Source organism: Candidatus Zixiibacteriota bacterium, from assembly GCA_035380245.1.
Classification (GTDB): Bacteria; Zixibacteria; MSB-5A5; order GN15; family FEB-12; genus DAOSXA01.
This window is the reverse complement of the sequence record DAOSXA010000002.1, coordinates 293,707-307,769: the sequence shown is the minus strand read 5'-3', so window position 1 is coordinate 307,769 and position 14,063 is coordinate 293,707. Positions and strand designations below refer to the sequence as shown.

The window sequence follows — 14,063 nt, the reverse complement described above, 5'->3', positions numbered from 1 at the left end:
TGTCTGCGACAGTCGGTACTAATGACAAGGCACCGGCGGCGGTCCCTGGTTGAACATATAAGACGCAAGATAAACGAGGTCGGAAATATCAGGCTCCGGTAATTCACTGCCGTTGACGTTGGCTTCATCCATACAAACCGGGGCAGGCCCCTGTTGAAACATATAATTGACCAGGTAAACAACATCGGATATGTCCAGAACGTCGTCTTCACTATTGTTGATATTCCCGCGATCGCCAATACAACAGCCTGATTCTTGAATGTCGATCTGTCCGGACACGAACTCGGGGATGTAATACTGAGCCAATTCATCGGAAAAAGTCGTTGAGTATTCTACGTCTCCCGAAATGATCGTAGTGGTGTCGAAGGAAACGATCTGAGGCGTGATAGTGGAGGGGTAACCGCAGTGCAGGGTGGCCAGAAGTCCCGAGCCCGGTTCGATAACATCGGAGAATCCAATCACGTAGAATGTAACCGTAGTGCCGCCGGCGGTGTAGCCGGTCGACGACATGGTCTCGACACGACTACCGACAAACGATACGGAATCGATGTAAATGTCGGATGAATTGAATTCCAGGGTTATCTCGACACCGCCCAGATTCTCATCGTTATAGAAATAAACGGGCACTTCAGCCGGAGAACCCTGATAGGCGGTAATCGATTCGATCCTGAGTGTGTCAGGTGTGCCGGGATCAGTTCCTTGAGCCAGGGCTGAACTCCCGCAACAAATAACGAATAAAGCCAGAATGGTGGTAACTAGTCTAACGCACTTGGTCATATGCTTTTCCCTTTGCTTTGATCTCTGGTCAAGCAAAAACAGTGCTACATCTGTGAAATTTCGTCGCTGCTAAGTGTGTACGCTGTAAGTAACTGTCAGTCTATATCTTCAAGCATTTCAAATATAGCTGCTCGGCGCCGATCTGGCAACCGGTTTCTTGCTTGTTTCCGTGCTCCTGCAAGCCGCTTCACATGTATGGTATACACTGCAGAGACGTCTCTGTTCAAAGATTGAGCGGCGATTCAAGTTTACCCGAATTGTGCCGACTGACAGTCTATGAATACCAATCAAACTTCCCGCAAACTAGTCCGCTGTGCCTATCTCAAGGCTTGCTACATGGCCGAAGAATTGAAGTGTTTCGGTTATAAAACCGATTGCCCGCTTTATCAAAAAACAACCGGTACCTATTTTGATGAAGAACGTTTTAACGAGGCAATGGATCGACTGATTAATAAAACACTCGCCAAGTATGGTCTGCCACAAGACTAATGTCGTGACACTCAGCTAGATAAAATTTTCCGGGTAAGCACCGATCATGTTTCCGTTCCGAGTCCCTTCGGACTTGTCGGGCGGTTGCGTAAAGTCCTGCATATCAGCCGCTTAGCTGTGCGATCCAGCGTTTGGCACAGTCTTCGCTATAGGTAAAGCGGAGGTTTGTATGATAAAGGGACTTTATACATCCGCATCCGGTATGATACCGCACCTAAGGAAGCAGGAAGCTTCGGCCAACAACCTGGCCAATGTCGGTACCGTCGGATACAAAAAAGACGGCGTGTTTACCCAGGAGTTGTCCAAGGCCACCAGACGACAGGCGGCTAAGATAACTGATTGGGAACAACCCATGGTCGACGAAGTCTATGTCGACTTCACCCAGGGGACATTCAACAAGACCGGTGCGTCGCTCGATATGGCAATCGACGGCGACGGCTTTTTCACCCTTCAATTCGAAGACGGCAGCACCGTTTTGACTCGCTCCGGCAGTTTCACCGTGGACGGCGACGGCTTTTTGGCTTTCCCGGGAGGAGCTCTGGTGATGGGAGAAGGGGGACCGATAACAGTCGGGTCCGGTCAGGTAGATGTCTCCGCTGACGGCGAGATCCAGGTCAACGGACAAGCTGTCGGACGAATTATTCCGCAAACGGTGGAAGACCTTACTCAACTGGAAAAGGTCGGGAATGGTTCCTTCGTGGTGCCTGACGGGGTAACGACCACGCCGGTCGAGAATGCCCAGATTCGTCAGGGATATGTCGAGGAATCCAACGTGGATATTGTCCGGGAGATGGTAGATATGATTATCTCTTATCGCTCTTACGAGGCTAACGCCGCGTCGGTGCAGTCCCAGGACAAATCTCTTGACGACCTTTTCAATCGGGTGGGTGGTAACCAGTAAATGATCGCTACAAATAGGAGTTTGCGATGATAAAGGCCATGCGCACGGCTGCTTCGGGAATGCTCGGACAGCAGATGAACGTTGACAACATTGCCAACAACCTGGCCAACATCAACACGTCCGGTTTCAAGAAAAGCCGAGTAGAGTTTCAGGATGTACTCTATCAGAAGTATCGGACGGCCGGGGTAACCTCGGCGGTTGGCTCCCGGGTTCCCAACGAGTTATCGATCGGATACGGCACCAAAGCGGTGTCAACGGTCCGAGAGTTCACTGGTGGAGATTTGAGCTCGACCGGCAACGCGCTCGATCTGGCTATTTCGGGCGACGGCTTTTTCCAGATACAGCATCCGGACGGGACTACCGTTTACACTCGTGACGGCGGGTTTAAGATGTCCTCCGATGGACGATTGGTCAATTCGGACGGCTATTACCTTTTACCGGAAGTAACGATTCCCGAAGACACTACCAGCATCGCGGTGGGGACTGATGGTTCGGTGCAGGTGATCCAATACGGCAGTGATACGGCAACCGACGTGGGACAGATAGAACTGGCACGATTCACTAATCCGGCCGGTCTGGAAGCCCTCGGGCGGAATCTCTACCGGGCCACCAGCGCCTCAGGAGACCCGATAACGGATATCCCGACCCAGTCCGGACTAGGGCAGGTTGACCAGGGGTATCTCGAAATGTCCAACGTGCAGGTGGTCGACGAGATGGTCAATATGATCGTAGCCCAACGCGCCTACGAAATGAACTCGAAGGCGATTCAAACAGCCGACGATATGGCTTCGCTGGCCAACAGCCTGAAGCGATAGGATGAGTATCATGCGGCGAATAACGTTTTTATCGATACTGCTCCTGATGGGGACAGTCGTGGGGGCTATGACCACCGATGAAGCGGTTGTCAGACATATCGCTCAGATGTACCAGCTCGATTCTACCGTCTATGAAATCGAAATCCTGAACAATCCTTTGCGTATGGCCGAAGTAACGCTCGATGAGTTGTCGGTACGACCTTTGACGCAGAAGGATCCACTGGGATTGTTTGCCGTGAAGGCGATCGTTACGGTTGACGGTCAAGAGATTGAGTCGGGTCAGATTCGACTAAAGATAAAGAAGTACGCCGATGTGCTGGTGTTGACCGACAAAGTCGGCCGGAGCGATCTGTTCGAGCCCGACGATCTCATGCATCGACGTATGGAAGTAACCAACCTTCAAGAGAAAACGATTATGTCGATGGAGGAACTGCAGGGATGCCGCGCCCGTCGCAACTTACGGGTCGGCGACATACTGACCAGCGGCGATGTGGAGCAGATTCCCGATGTGGAACCCGGTTCCGATGTGCAAATCGTTTACAGCGACGGTCTTTGTCGCATTACCGCTCCCGGCAAGGTCATGCAGACCGGTATCGCCGGAGAGTATGTCAAAGTCAAGAACACTTCTTCCAATAAGATCATTGTCGCCAGGGTCGTTGATCACAGCGCCGTGGCGGTAGAGCCATAGGATGGATGCAAAGGAGCACATGATGAGCTTCAAAAAGATGGTGATTATTTTGTTCGTGTTGTTGTTGCTGCCGTTTGCACTGGAAGTGCGCGGTCAGGGATTTGGCCAGGGGCAGTCTTTGTTTACGGATATCAAGGCCAACCGCGTGGGCGATATATTGACCGTTCTCATTTATGAGGCGAGTCAGGCTTCACAAACCGCGGAGACCAAGACCGAAAAAACGACGCAGGCTTCGACCTCGGGCGGTCCCGGTGTCGGCCCCCTGGATTTCATTCCATTGTTCAGTGTCGACGGCGATGCCTCGCTCACTCATGACGGCAAGGGCGAGCATTCGCGCAACGGGAGTCTCAAAGCCAAGATGACCGTTACCGTTGTCGGTTTGAAACCCAACGGTGATCTGATCGTCGAGGGCTCACGTACCGTAGGCGTGTCGGGTGATGAAGAAATTCTCAACCTCTCCGGGGTAGTCCGCCAGAGAGACGTTAATCCGGACAACACGGTGGACAGCTATCTGATCGCCGACGCCAAAATCGCTTACACCGGCAAAGGAGCTGCCAACACGGCCGCTCGTCCGGGGCTGGTGACGCGATTGATCAACTGGTTGTTTTAAGGGGGCTGCGATGATTGCTACATTATTGAATCGGCTGGCTACTCCAACCGGCCTGATCGTGCTCCTGTCGATCATGTTGTTGCTCGTGCCTGATGTCAACGCCACCAAGGTCAGAATAAAGGATGTCTGTTCGTTCCAGAACATGGAAGAGCAGGACCTGATCGGTTACGGTCTGGTGATCGGTCTGGACGGAACCGGGGACGGGACCGGTGCTCAATTCACGGTTCAGTCGTTGACCAATATGATGGAGCGTATGGGGCTGACGGTCGATCCGGACAAACTCAAAGTGAAAAACGTCGCGGCGGTAATGGTGACCGGAAAAGTATCCAGTCATATGACTCAGGGGGCGCGTTTCGATGTAACCGTATCGTCGGTCGGAGATGCCTCCAGTCTTCAGGGTGGGACACTTCTTATGACGCCCATGGCGGGAATTGACGGTTCTGTTTATGCCCTGGCGCAGGGACCGGTTTCCATCGGCGGATTCAACGTCAAGGTCGACGACGCCAATAAAATTGTGAATAACTACACTCTGGTCGGCCGGGTGCCGGACGGAGCGAAAGTAACCAACGAGCTGACGTCAACCGAGGAGAACGGCCGGGAAATTCGCCTGGCTCTCCATAATCCTGATTTTACCACCGCTTACCGAGTTTCGGAGCGGATCAACATAACCTATGGCCTGGCGGCTTATCCCGTTGATGCCGGTACCGTGCGAATCATGGTGCCGGATTCACTAGCTTATCCGTCGACACGAATCAAGTTCATTTCGGATATCGGTCAATTGGAAATCGTCCCGGATAACACTGCCCGGGTAGTGATAAATGAAAAGACCGGAACCATTGTCGCCGGTCAGCATGTGACGATCGAGCCGGTGGCGATTGCCCACGGCACGATTACGGTCAGTATTCAATCGACTCCTCTGATTTCGCAACCGGAACCGTTCAGTTCTGGTCAGACGGTGATCACACAGCAATCGCGACTCAATGTCGAAGCCGAAAAGGCGCGTGTGACACATATGCAGGGGGCGGTTTATCTGAAGGATATAGCTGCGGCACTCAACAAGATTGGCGCTACTCCCCGCGACATTATCGCAATTTTCCAGGCTCTTAAGCAGGCCGGCGCATTGCGTTCGGAGTTGGTGATTATGTAATGACTCCAATGGATCCGACAGCGGCCGGGGCGGCCGTCTCCAACAGCGTTATCGAACGTCTGGGCGCATCGAAAGGGAAGACGCTCGAGGCGGAAAAGGAACGGCTGAAAAAGGCTACCCAGGAGTTTGAGGCGTTTTTCACGCATTACATGTTGAAAACGATGCGCGAAACGATCCCGGATTCTCCATTCGAAGATGAAGGGATGCTGTCTAGTTCCAACGGCAAGGACATTTTTACCGACTTGTTCGATATGGAGGTAGCCCGTCAGATGGCTGGAGGGGGGAGTCGATCTATCGGGGATATGTTGTACAATTCCATGCTGCCGCTGATCGAAGCCGAATACGGAGTGGGAAGTGATAACACGGAACTGAATCCCTTGAACGGCAGTGAGTCAATCCCGATCGAGCTCAATCAAGATGAATTCAGAGATGTTGAATCAGAGGAGCAGCCGATAGGACTGCCTGAATCTAGTTCAACAAGTATCTCGATAACTCCACAAACGACTTCGGGGCCGCTCGATACAGCCGAGATAATATCACAATACGGCCGCCACATTCGGTCGGCGGCGCGTGAAAACGAGATCGACCCGGCCCTCATTACGGCGGTCATCAAAGCTGAGTCAAACGGCGATGCCTCGGCTGTTTCAAAGGCCGGCGCTAAAGGACTGATGCAGTTGGTCGACAGCACGGCAACCGATATGGATGTGACCGAAGTTTTTGATCCAAAGGAAAATATCGCCGGCGGCAGTCGTTATCTGAAAAAAATGATAGATCGCTTCGGCGATACCGAGCAGGCTCTGGCCGCTTACAATGCGGGTCCGGAGAATGTCAAGAAATACGGCGGTGTGCCGCCGTATCGCGAAACACAGGAATATGTGGAAAAAGTAATGACGGAATTTCGTGCTATACGAAAAAGCGTTTCCCACAGTGAAGCTAAAGTGCAGTAACGGAATACCGACATAAAGAATACAAGAACCCGATCACGGAATATGGGATGTTATGACAGATCGCCTGGTTAAAATACTCTCCAAAGAAGTCGAGTTATTCGAGACCTTCTTGTCGTTACTCCAGCGACAACAAGAGTTGCTGGTGGCAAACGACCGGGACGGACTCAGCGCTTTGACCGAGACACTCCGCGAGAAAACGATCGAGAGCCAACTGCTAAACCGGCAGCGCGAGGAAGAGATCGAACGGATTAAGGTCGTTAATGCGATCGAGGGTGATCTGAACGTCACTCGCTTGCTCGAACTGATCGACAGCACTCGGGCGGACCAGTTAACCCGCCTGCGTGATTTAGTCTATTCACTTCACAATAAAATCACACGGACGCGAAATCAGAATGCACTTCTGATAAACCGTTCCCGTGAGTCAATCGCCCGCATGATGGAAATGTTGTCACGAGTCAACGGACCGCGTCCCACTTATGCCCGCGATGGAGCCAATGCCGCAATAGGCGACAATGTCGTCGTGGATAGGAGTGCGTAATGTCTGGATTATTTCAAGGACTGGAACTGGGTAAGCGAGCCCTGCTGACCCATCAGGTCAGTCTTCAGACAATTAGTCACAACATCGCCAACGTGGATACCGAAGGGTATACGCGCCAGCGGGTGATCACCACTACGACCACACCGGATACGTCGGCTAATTACTCCGTCGGAACCGGAGTGACCGCGACTGATATCCGCCAGGTAAAGGATCTTTTCCTCGGTGATCAATACCGGCAGGAAAACAAGTCGCTCGGGCAATGGTCATACAAGGAAAAGACCTTAAGTCAGATCGAAGCGCTCTATTCCGAACCGGCTGATGACACACTGTCCGATCGGTTGAATGAGTTCTGGTCGGCCTGGTCCGATCTGGCAGCCAATCCGGATAGTTCTTCGGTCAGGACGGAGATTCTATCGCAGGCCAATACGCTGATCAACAGTTTTCACGACATGTCGTCTCAGTTAACTCGCCTCCAGAGCAGTATCGATTCCGATCTGGTGGCAACGGTGAGTGAGATCAATCTCATGTTGTCCGATATCGCCAGTCTGAATCATGAAATAAAGGTGGCTGAAGTCGGAGGTGTTGATGCCAATGACCTTCGTGATGCTCGCGATCTGGTTATCGATGAGCTGTCGGGTTACCTGGATGTCAACACCCACGAGAGCAGCAACGGCGATATGATCGTTTATGTCGGATCGATGGCAATTGTCGACGGCAACGAACCACATTATATCGAGGCTCAGACCGAGAATGTCGATGGAAATCCTCGCCATATTCTCGTATGGGAAGGAACGGATATCGAGGTTCGCAATACTAACGGGAAACTCAAGGGGATTATCGATTCTCGGGATGATATTATCCCGGAACAACTGGAAGAACTCAATCTTCTGGCCGAAGCTGTAGTGACCCAAGTCAACGCACTGCACGAAACCGGAACTGCATCCAGCGGTCAGACGGCGGTTTCGTTCTTCGATCCCAATTATACGAATGCTTCCGATATCCGCATCAATACAGCAATCACGCTCGATGAGTCTTTAATTATGTCGGGAACCAGCGGTGAGGAAGGAGATAACCGCGTCGCGCTCGAAATAGCTGATCTGGCTGATGCTCGTGTCCTCGACAACGGCGCCAGCTCAATCAGTGATTATTACAACAGTATGATAGGCTCACTGGGCGTTATGACCTATGAAGCCCAGAGCTTCACCTCAAATTATGAATTACTGGTCAATCAGGTTGAGAATGCTCGACAATCGGTTGAGGGAGTCTCTCTTGATGAAGAAATGACGAATTTAGTGAAATTCCAGCATGCCTACGATGCCGCAGCCCGGGTCATAACGACTATGGATGAAGCGCTTGACACGGTAATTAGCGGCATGGGCATAGTTGGACGTTGAGAATAAGAAGAAGATAAAAAAGTAACACCACGGAGGGTTACGTGCTAATTCTGACAAGGAAGTTGGGGGAATCGATAACAATCGGTGACAATATCAAAGTTTCGGTCCTGGGTGTTCATGGACGCCAGGTCCGGCTGGGTATTGACGCCCCCATGAATGTTGTAGTGCATCGGGAAGAAGTCTATGTGAAAATACAGGCTGAAAACCGACGTGCTTCAAAGTCGATCAAGGATGATTTAATGGGTATGGTCAGCATGCTCAAGGGAAAACTATCCGGGACGGGCGCTGAAAAAGCGAAGCCTCCGGAGATTGATTACAAGAAAGACGATCGTGGACGTCGCCGTACACCGCACCAAAACGGCGAAGATCATCCCACGAACGGTTGAGGACTTCGGTTATGCGGGTAAGCAGCAACATGATCACCGGCCAGGTGGTCTTCAACGTGCAGCGAGCGCTGGCGAAATTTCTCGATATGGAAACGCAGATGTCGTCAGGGAAGCGGATTAACAAGGCTTCCGATGATCCGGTCGGAACCATGCGAGATCTCGACTACCGGGCCGAACTGTCGCAGATAGCTCAGTATCGTACGACAGTAAGCGAGGGCATCAATCTTCTGGAAACCTACGACAGCGTTCTGGCCGACCTGAAAGACATGGTAACCAGCGCTAAAGAGATAGCTATTTCGATGGCTAATCCCCAGGCTGATGACGACGGGACGGTGCGTGAATCCGAAGCCAACGAAATCCTCGATATATATGAGAGGATATTGCAACTGGCCAACAACGAGTACGGTGGTCGGTCGATTTTCGCCGGTTATCGCACCGGATCGGACGCCGTTGTCGCTACGGGCAATGGGGCTCGCTATCTGGGAGATGACGGCGTGGTCGAATTGCAGATCGAAAGCGACTCGCGGATGAGCGTAAATCTCCTTGGTTCCGATGTATTCTTCAAGCAATTGACCACCCTGGGCGAGAATTCGGATTATAACATCGGCGTAGTCTCCGATACGTTGTTGGCTGATCTCAATGGCGGCAGCGGTGTCGATCTTACGTCGGGAGCTACTCCCGGAACGATTACTATCACCGATCGGAATCTGAATATCACCTCGACGATCGATTTAGCCACCGCCGGCGCAACAACCGTGCAGGATACTATCGACGCCATCAATGCCCAACTGGCGGCCGACGGTATCACTGATATCACGGCTCAGATCGGAGTTACCGGTAACAACATCATGTTCGAAGCCAATCCGAGCGGGCAGATCACATCCGATACGGCGTTGTCGGTACTGCGCAATCGTGAGGGTGTCGATATGAATCCGGCAACCCTCAATATCTCCGATGGCTCCGGAAGTAATATCGAAGTGGATCTTTCAGGCTCGACCACAATCGGCGATATCGTAAGCAAGTTCAACGCTGCCATGGCCTCCAATCCTAATCCTGATCTGGCTAATGTCTCGATGCAAATCAATGCTGCCGGTACAGCATTGGAAATTACCGATACCAACGGCACACCGCTGGGATTGAGTATCGTCGAAAGCAGTTCGACCGATACCCTGGCGGCCGATCTGGGTATTTTAGGAAACATCAATCCGACTCTTACCGGTGAGGATTTGTCTCCGTCGATCAGTATCGAAATTGCCGATACATCCGGAACGACAGCAGCCGATCTGGGTATCGCCGGTGAGTATTATAACACCATCTCCGGGACCGATCTCGATCCGTGTCTCACTGCCGACAGTCGTCTGGCTGATGCGGTCAACGGCAACGGTATGGAACTAGGCGAGATTGTGATCTGGCAGGGTGAGCGGATGCGGACTATCGATCTGAGCGACCCCTCGATAATCACGGTACAGGACTTCATAGATGCTGTTCACGCTACGGGTATGGATGTAACTGCTTCCATAAACGATGCCGGTACCGGGATTCAAATCGTGAACAACGATACCACTCGTTCATTTACGATCGAGGACGGCGATGATACGGAAACCGCCAAGGGCCTCGAACTGTACGGAGCATCCGATACGATTGGCACGGTGAAGTTGCTCGAAAACGCATTGCGTAATAACGACGAGGAAGCTATACAGGGGCTCCTCGACGACTTCGATGCCGCGATTGAGAATCTCCTGACAGCGCGCTCCTCTGTCGGGGCCAAGGCCAAGAGATTGGAGATAACCGATTCCAGGTTGTCCGAACTCGATTTGGCTTACACGGAACGTCTTTCCGAAGTCGAGGATGCCGATCTCGCTGAACTGGTAACGACTTTAGCAACACAAGAAAACAATTATCAGGCGTCGCTCGCTGCGGCTGCCAAAATCATACAACCGTCGCTTCTGAACTTCCTGGATTGACGAAGCAGCAAGGATAGGAAACATGCTGATTAAAAGCATCAAATTCGGTCAGCTCGATATCCCCGAGGACAAGCTGATAGCAATGAAACGGCCGATCCTCGGTTTCGAACACCTGACCGGTTTTTGTCTGATCGAGAGAGAGGAGTTGAGTCCGTTTCTCTGGCTCCATTCGACGGAAAACGAAGGTGTGGCATTTGTCGTGGTCAACCCGGCGGTATTTTACCCCGATTATCGTATCGAGGTGAATCCCAATGAAATCGCTGAGTTGGAAATAGACGATGTTCGCGCCGTCGAGACTTATGTCATCGTGACGCTTGCGGATCGTATGGAGAACATCACCGCCAACCTGCAGGGGCCGATTCTCATTAATACCGAGAATGGTTTCGCCAAGCAGTTGGTCCTGGTGAACTCTCGTTACGAAGTCAAGCATTCTCTGGTCGAGGCCATTCCGGACCGGAAACCCGAACCTGTTCGACGTCGAGAACCGGCGCTGGTCTGAAGAAAAGAACAGAGCTTTGACTCGGGTGGAGTCCGGGATGCGGCACTTCTCTCGAATGAGCTGTCCCATAGGAAGAGACAATGAGTAAAACACGCAGTAAAACATCACCGCCGAAAACTTCCGGCGATATCCCGTTTGATATCGAAGAGCTAATAGATCGCGCGGAGCGATATCTGGTCAATGATGAACTGGTAAAAATCAATGACCTCCTCGATCCTTATAGCGAGCGAATTATAGCCCTTGACGATAAGTCGGAGCAGTCTGGACGCCTGAAAGCAATGCTGTGCGAGGGCTGGCTTTACGACAAGAAATACGGCGATGTGATCGATCGTTTTGCTGCTTATGTCAACGATAAATACCCCGGGCCGCTCAATCTGGCGCTGGCCAAGGCTTATTGGAAAATGCGCGACTGGGCCAATGCTCTGCAACAAGCAGAGTTGTTTTTATCCGGATGGGAAGAAGCTCCGTCGCAAGCGGCATGCCGGAGAACCTTTGAAGCCTGTTTAACCGCCGGACGCGCTTCGCTTCAAATCGGACGGCAGGAAAAAGCCCGAGAATATCTGGAACGTTGCGTTCTTTTAAACCCGACTGATCAGCGCATTTACCTGGAGTTGATTCAACTTTATCGCGATGGAGAAGATATTGAAGCCGCTGGACAAGTGGCTGAGGTGGGTACGCAGCTATGTAGCGCGGTAGAAGAGCTGCGAATGACCCAAAAAGTGTTGAAACAGAAAGCAACTGTTTCAGCGTGCATGATGGTCAAGAACGAGGAAGAACTTCTGCCGGGAGCGCTGGAGTCGGTGCGGGACTGGGTTGATGAGATTATCGTCGTCGATACCGGTTCCACCGACAACACCTGCGCCATTGCCGAGTCTTATGGAGCAAAACTGTTTCATCAGCCGTGGGAGAATAATTTCTCGAAGCATCGTAATTATACGTTGGAGTTGGCTACAAGCGATTGGGTTTTCATTATAGATGCCGATGAGCGGGTTAACCAAAAAGAAGTCCCGCTGCTGCTCGACCTGATCAACAGCGACGAGCATGAAATCATCTCTATTAATGTATTCAATTTGTACGGTCGTTCCGATCATCGTATCACCTGTGCCAATTCGGTGAGACTGTGGCGGCGTAAGTTGGACTTCCGGTATGAGGGGATTGTCCACAACAGCCTGCAGGTGCCGGAGGGCTCTCACATAACGCGAGCGCCGATCAGCCTGGAGCATTTGGGGTACGATCTGTCACCGGAAAAGATGCAGGCCAAATTCGAACGCACGATGGCGTTGCTCGAAGAGCAAATTACCAAAAATCCCGACAACGGTTTTGCCTGGTTCAATGTGACCCAGGCGTTGCGGGGGAGACTTGATGAAAACGATCCGGCCCTCATGCAGCGGGCCCGCGAGGCGGCGCTCAAGGCGGTGCGTCTGAACGATCCTGATGTTTCGCGCGAGCTCGGTCTGCATGTCATGTCTTTGAACCATGTTGGCTGGATTGCGATCGTTGCCGGTGACCTGGAGGAGGCCGAGGAGTATGCTCTGAGAGCTCTCAGTTTCAAGCCGGATTATCTCGATCCGCTGCTCCTTCTGGGAAATGTCGAGAGCCGTAAGAAAAACTACGAGCAGGCCATTGTCGCTTATCAGAAGTACCTCGATACTCAGGCGACTTATAATGAACATCGAGAAACGTTACCGGTGATTCTCTATCATCCGGACAGCCGGGGCGGCGCCCTGTATGGACAGGGACTGGCCGCGGAATCACTGGGCCGGCGTGAGGATGCGGCCGAGTTCTATCGCCGGGCTCTCGAACATACACCGGGATACTTGCAGGCGGCCTTGCGACTTGGGAATATCTATCTGAAGGAGAACAAATTACCGGAAGCCAGGGCCCAATTTGAGGCGCAGTTGGCGAGTCGCCAACCTGCCGGTATGGCGGCGGCCGGTATCGGTTATATATGTGCATTGCAGAACAATCTTGCTGAGGCTGAGACGTACTATCTCAAGGCGGTTGAGCTGGAACCGAACGACCTCACGGTGCTGACCAATGCGGGACTGTTTTTTGCAGAAAGCGGCGACCTAGATCGGGCGCGACAAATGCTAGAGCAGGTCATATCCATTGATGAAAATCAACCGCAATTGACGCGCCGACTGGCCGAGGTCTGTTTCGAAGCCGGAGACTTCGCACGGGCGCGGGATCTTTACCAGAGTCTCGTGGAGCGTAACTGGTCGGATGCAGCGCTGATTAACGATCTGGGCAACTGCCACTATCGCCTCGAGGATTACGACCATGCGGTGGCGTGCTACCTTCAGGCGACTGAGACCGAAGAAGCTCCAGCCCACAGCTTGCGTAATCTTGGTCTGGCTCGATTCCGGCAAGGGCAACCCGAACAGGCGATAGCGGCGCTGGAGTCTTATCTGGCTGTAGAACCGGATGATTTGCAAGCGGTTAGTGCGTTGGGTGAGCTTTACATAATCACCGGTCAACCGGAGCACGCCTTAGTACATTTTGAGCGCTTTTTACAAGCGAATCCAAACGATACCGAAGCTTTATTTAAGCTGGCGGAGTGTTATAAAGCTATGGGGCACAATGACTCCGCGGCTATGGGGTACCGCCGGGCACTTCAAATCAATCCTGATTTCGCACCTGCTCGACAAAGATTGACTGAAATAGCTAAAGCAGCGAAGATCTGATCTCCGGAGCAGCTCTTCGATCTGGAAGGTCAACTGCCTGCTTTTTTCACAATCAATAGGATTTACCCCATAAAGTTGTTAAAGGTTCTGCCGATTTATGACCTTAAGAAAGCGATTGAACCATTTTATGGATAAACACGATGATTCCTGGAAAGGAGGATCAGACGCAGGTTAACTACCGTCAAACCGGGGTACGATGGGACTGTAACTCTGGCACGTTTGTC

Annotated in this window: 13 protein-coding genes and 1 pseudogene; 13 read left to right on the top strand and 1 reads right to left on the bottom strand. The window is 52.0% G+C overall.

Annotation, left to right across the window (positions count from 1 at the left end):
• Positions 1-18: 18 nt before the first annotated feature.
• The gene (locus PLF13_06485) at positions 19-777 is read right to left on the bottom strand and encodes a hypothetical protein (protein ID HOP06922.1); all 759 of its coding nucleotides are present in this window, start codon (positions 775-777) and stop codon (positions 19-21) included.
• A 276-nt stretch (positions 778-1,053) separates the two neighbouring features.
• Between PLF13_06485 and PLF13_06480 the strand changes: the two genes are divergently transcribed.
• The 13 genes and pseudogenes from PLF13_06480 to PLF13_06420 all read left to right on the top strand — a co-directional run bounded on the left by PLF13_06480 (position 1,054) and on the right by PLF13_06420 (position 13,839).
• Positions 1,054-1,266, top strand: a complete 213-nt coding sequence (locus PLF13_06480) for a hypothetical protein (GenBank protein HOP06921.1) — start codon at positions 1,054-1,056, stop codon at positions 1,264-1,266.
• A 169-nt stretch (positions 1,267-1,435) separates the two neighbouring features.
• Entirely contained in the window at positions 1,436-2,167 is a 732-nt protein-coding gene (gene flgF, locus PLF13_06475) for a flagellar basal-body rod protein FlgF (GenBank protein HOP06920.1), read from the top strand.
• A 26-nt stretch (positions 2,168-2,193) separates the two neighbouring features.
• Positions 2,194-2,982, top strand: a complete 789-nt coding sequence (flgG, locus tag PLF13_06470) for a flagellar basal-body rod protein FlgG (GenBank protein HOP06919.1) — start codon at positions 2,194-2,196, stop codon at positions 2,980-2,982.
• Between the two features lie 10 nt (positions 2,983-2,992).
• Positions 2,993-3,670 (top strand): flagellar basal body P-ring formation chaperone FlgA, encoded by a 678-nt coding sequence (gene flgA / locus PLF13_06465; GenBank protein ID HOP06918.1) that lies wholly within the window; start codon positions 2,993-2,995, stop codon positions 3,668-3,670.
• A gap of 22 nt (positions 3,671-3,692) precedes the next feature.
• Entirely contained in the window at positions 3,693-4,280 is a 588-nt protein-coding gene (locus PLF13_06460; GenBank protein HOP06917.1) for a flagellar basal body L-ring protein FlgH, read from the top strand.
• A gap of 10 nt (positions 4,281-4,290) precedes the next feature.
• Positions 4,291-5,427 carry a flagellar basal body P-ring protein FlgI gene (locus PLF13_06455; GenBank protein HOP06916.1) on the top strand — a complete coding sequence of 379 codons (1,137 nt, stop codon included), beginning with the start codon at positions 4,291-4,293 and terminating at the stop codon, positions 5,425-5,427.
• Positions 5,427-6,374 (top strand): transglycosylase SLT domain-containing protein, encoded by a 948-nt coding sequence (locus PLF13_06450; protein ID HOP06915.1) that lies wholly within the window; start codon positions 5,427-5,429, stop codon positions 6,372-6,374. The genes PLF13_06455 and PLF13_06450 overlap by 1 nt, the downstream gene beginning before the upstream one ends.
• Before the next feature lie 52 nt (positions 6,375-6,426).
• A complete protein-coding gene (locus PLF13_06445; GenBank protein ID HOP06914.1) occupies positions 6,427-6,912 on the top strand; it encodes a flagellar protein FlgN in 486 nt (161 codons plus the stop codon).
• Entirely contained in the window at positions 6,912-8,306 is a 1,395-nt protein-coding gene (gene flgK, locus PLF13_06440) for a flagellar hook-associated protein FlgK (GenBank protein HOP06913.1), read from the top strand. The genes PLF13_06445 and flgK overlap by 1 nt, the downstream gene beginning before the upstream one ends.
• A 41-nt stretch (positions 8,307-8,347) precedes the next feature.
• Positions 8,348-8,530 (top strand): annotated as a pseudogene (gene csrA / locus PLF13_06435) (carbon storage regulator CsrA).
• A 173-nt stretch (positions 8,531-8,703) separates the two neighbouring features.
• On the top strand, positions 8,704-10,656 hold the full coding sequence (flgL, locus tag PLF13_06430) for a flagellar hook-associated protein FlgL (GenBank protein ID HOP06912.1): 1,953 nt from the start codon (positions 8,704-8,706) through the stop codon (positions 10,654-10,656).
• A gap of 22 nt (positions 10,657-10,678) precedes the next feature.
• Positions 10,679-11,155, top strand: a complete 477-nt coding sequence (gene fliW / locus PLF13_06425) for a flagellar assembly protein FliW (protein ID HOP06911.1) — start codon at positions 10,679-10,681, stop codon at positions 11,153-11,155.
• An 80-nt stretch (positions 11,156-11,235) separates the two neighbouring features.
• Entirely contained in the window at positions 11,236-13,839 is a 2,604-nt protein-coding gene (locus PLF13_06420; protein HOP06910.1) for a tetratricopeptide repeat protein, read from the top strand.
• The last annotated feature ends 224 nt before the right edge of the window (positions 13,840-14,063 follow it).

Excerpts from the sequence above, each read along its gene's own strand:
- PLF13_06485 (HOP06922.1), bottom strand. The coding sequence starts at position 777 with ATGACCAAGTGCGTTAGACTAGTTACCACCATTCTGGCTTTATTCGTT.
- PLF13_06480 (HOP06921.1), top strand. The coding sequence starts at position 1,054 with ATGAATACCAATCAAACTTCCCGCAAACTAGTCCGCTGTGCCTATCTC.
- flgF (HOP06920.1), top strand. The coding sequence starts at position 1,436 with ATGATAAAGGGACTTTATACATCCGCATCCGGTATGATACCGCACCTA.
- flgG (HOP06919.1), top strand. The coding sequence starts at position 2,194 with ATGATAAAGGCCATGCGCACGGCTGCTTCGGGAATGCTCGGACAGCAG.
- flgA (HOP06918.1), top strand. The coding sequence starts at position 2,993 with ATGCGGCGAATAACGTTTTTATCGATACTGCTCCTGATGGGGACAGTC.
- PLF13_06460 (HOP06917.1), top strand. The coding sequence starts at position 3,693 with ATGAGCTTCAAAAAGATGGTGATTATTTTGTTCGTGTTGTTGTTGCTG.
- PLF13_06455 (HOP06916.1), top strand. The coding sequence starts at position 4,291 with ATGATTGCTACATTATTGAATCGGCTGGCTACTCCAACCGGCCTGATC.
- PLF13_06450 (HOP06915.1), top strand. The coding sequence starts at position 5,427 with ATGACTCCAATGGATCCGACAGCGGCCGGGGCGGCCGTCTCCAACAGC.
- PLF13_06445 (HOP06914.1), top strand. The coding sequence starts at position 6,427 with ATGACAGATCGCCTGGTTAAAATACTCTCCAAAGAAGTCGAGTTATTC.
- flgK (HOP06913.1), top strand. The coding sequence starts at position 6,912 with ATGTCTGGATTATTTCAAGGACTGGAACTGGGTAAGCGAGCCCTGCTG.
- flgL (HOP06912.1), top strand. The coding sequence starts at position 8,704 with ATGCGGGTAAGCAGCAACATGATCACCGGCCAGGTGGTCTTCAACGTG.
- fliW (HOP06911.1), top strand. The coding sequence starts at position 10,679 with ATGCTGATTAAAAGCATCAAATTCGGTCAGCTCGATATCCCCGAGGAC.
- PLF13_06420 (HOP06910.1), top strand. The coding sequence starts at position 11,236 with ATGAGTAAAACACGCAGTAAAACATCACCGCCGAAAACTTCCGGCGAT.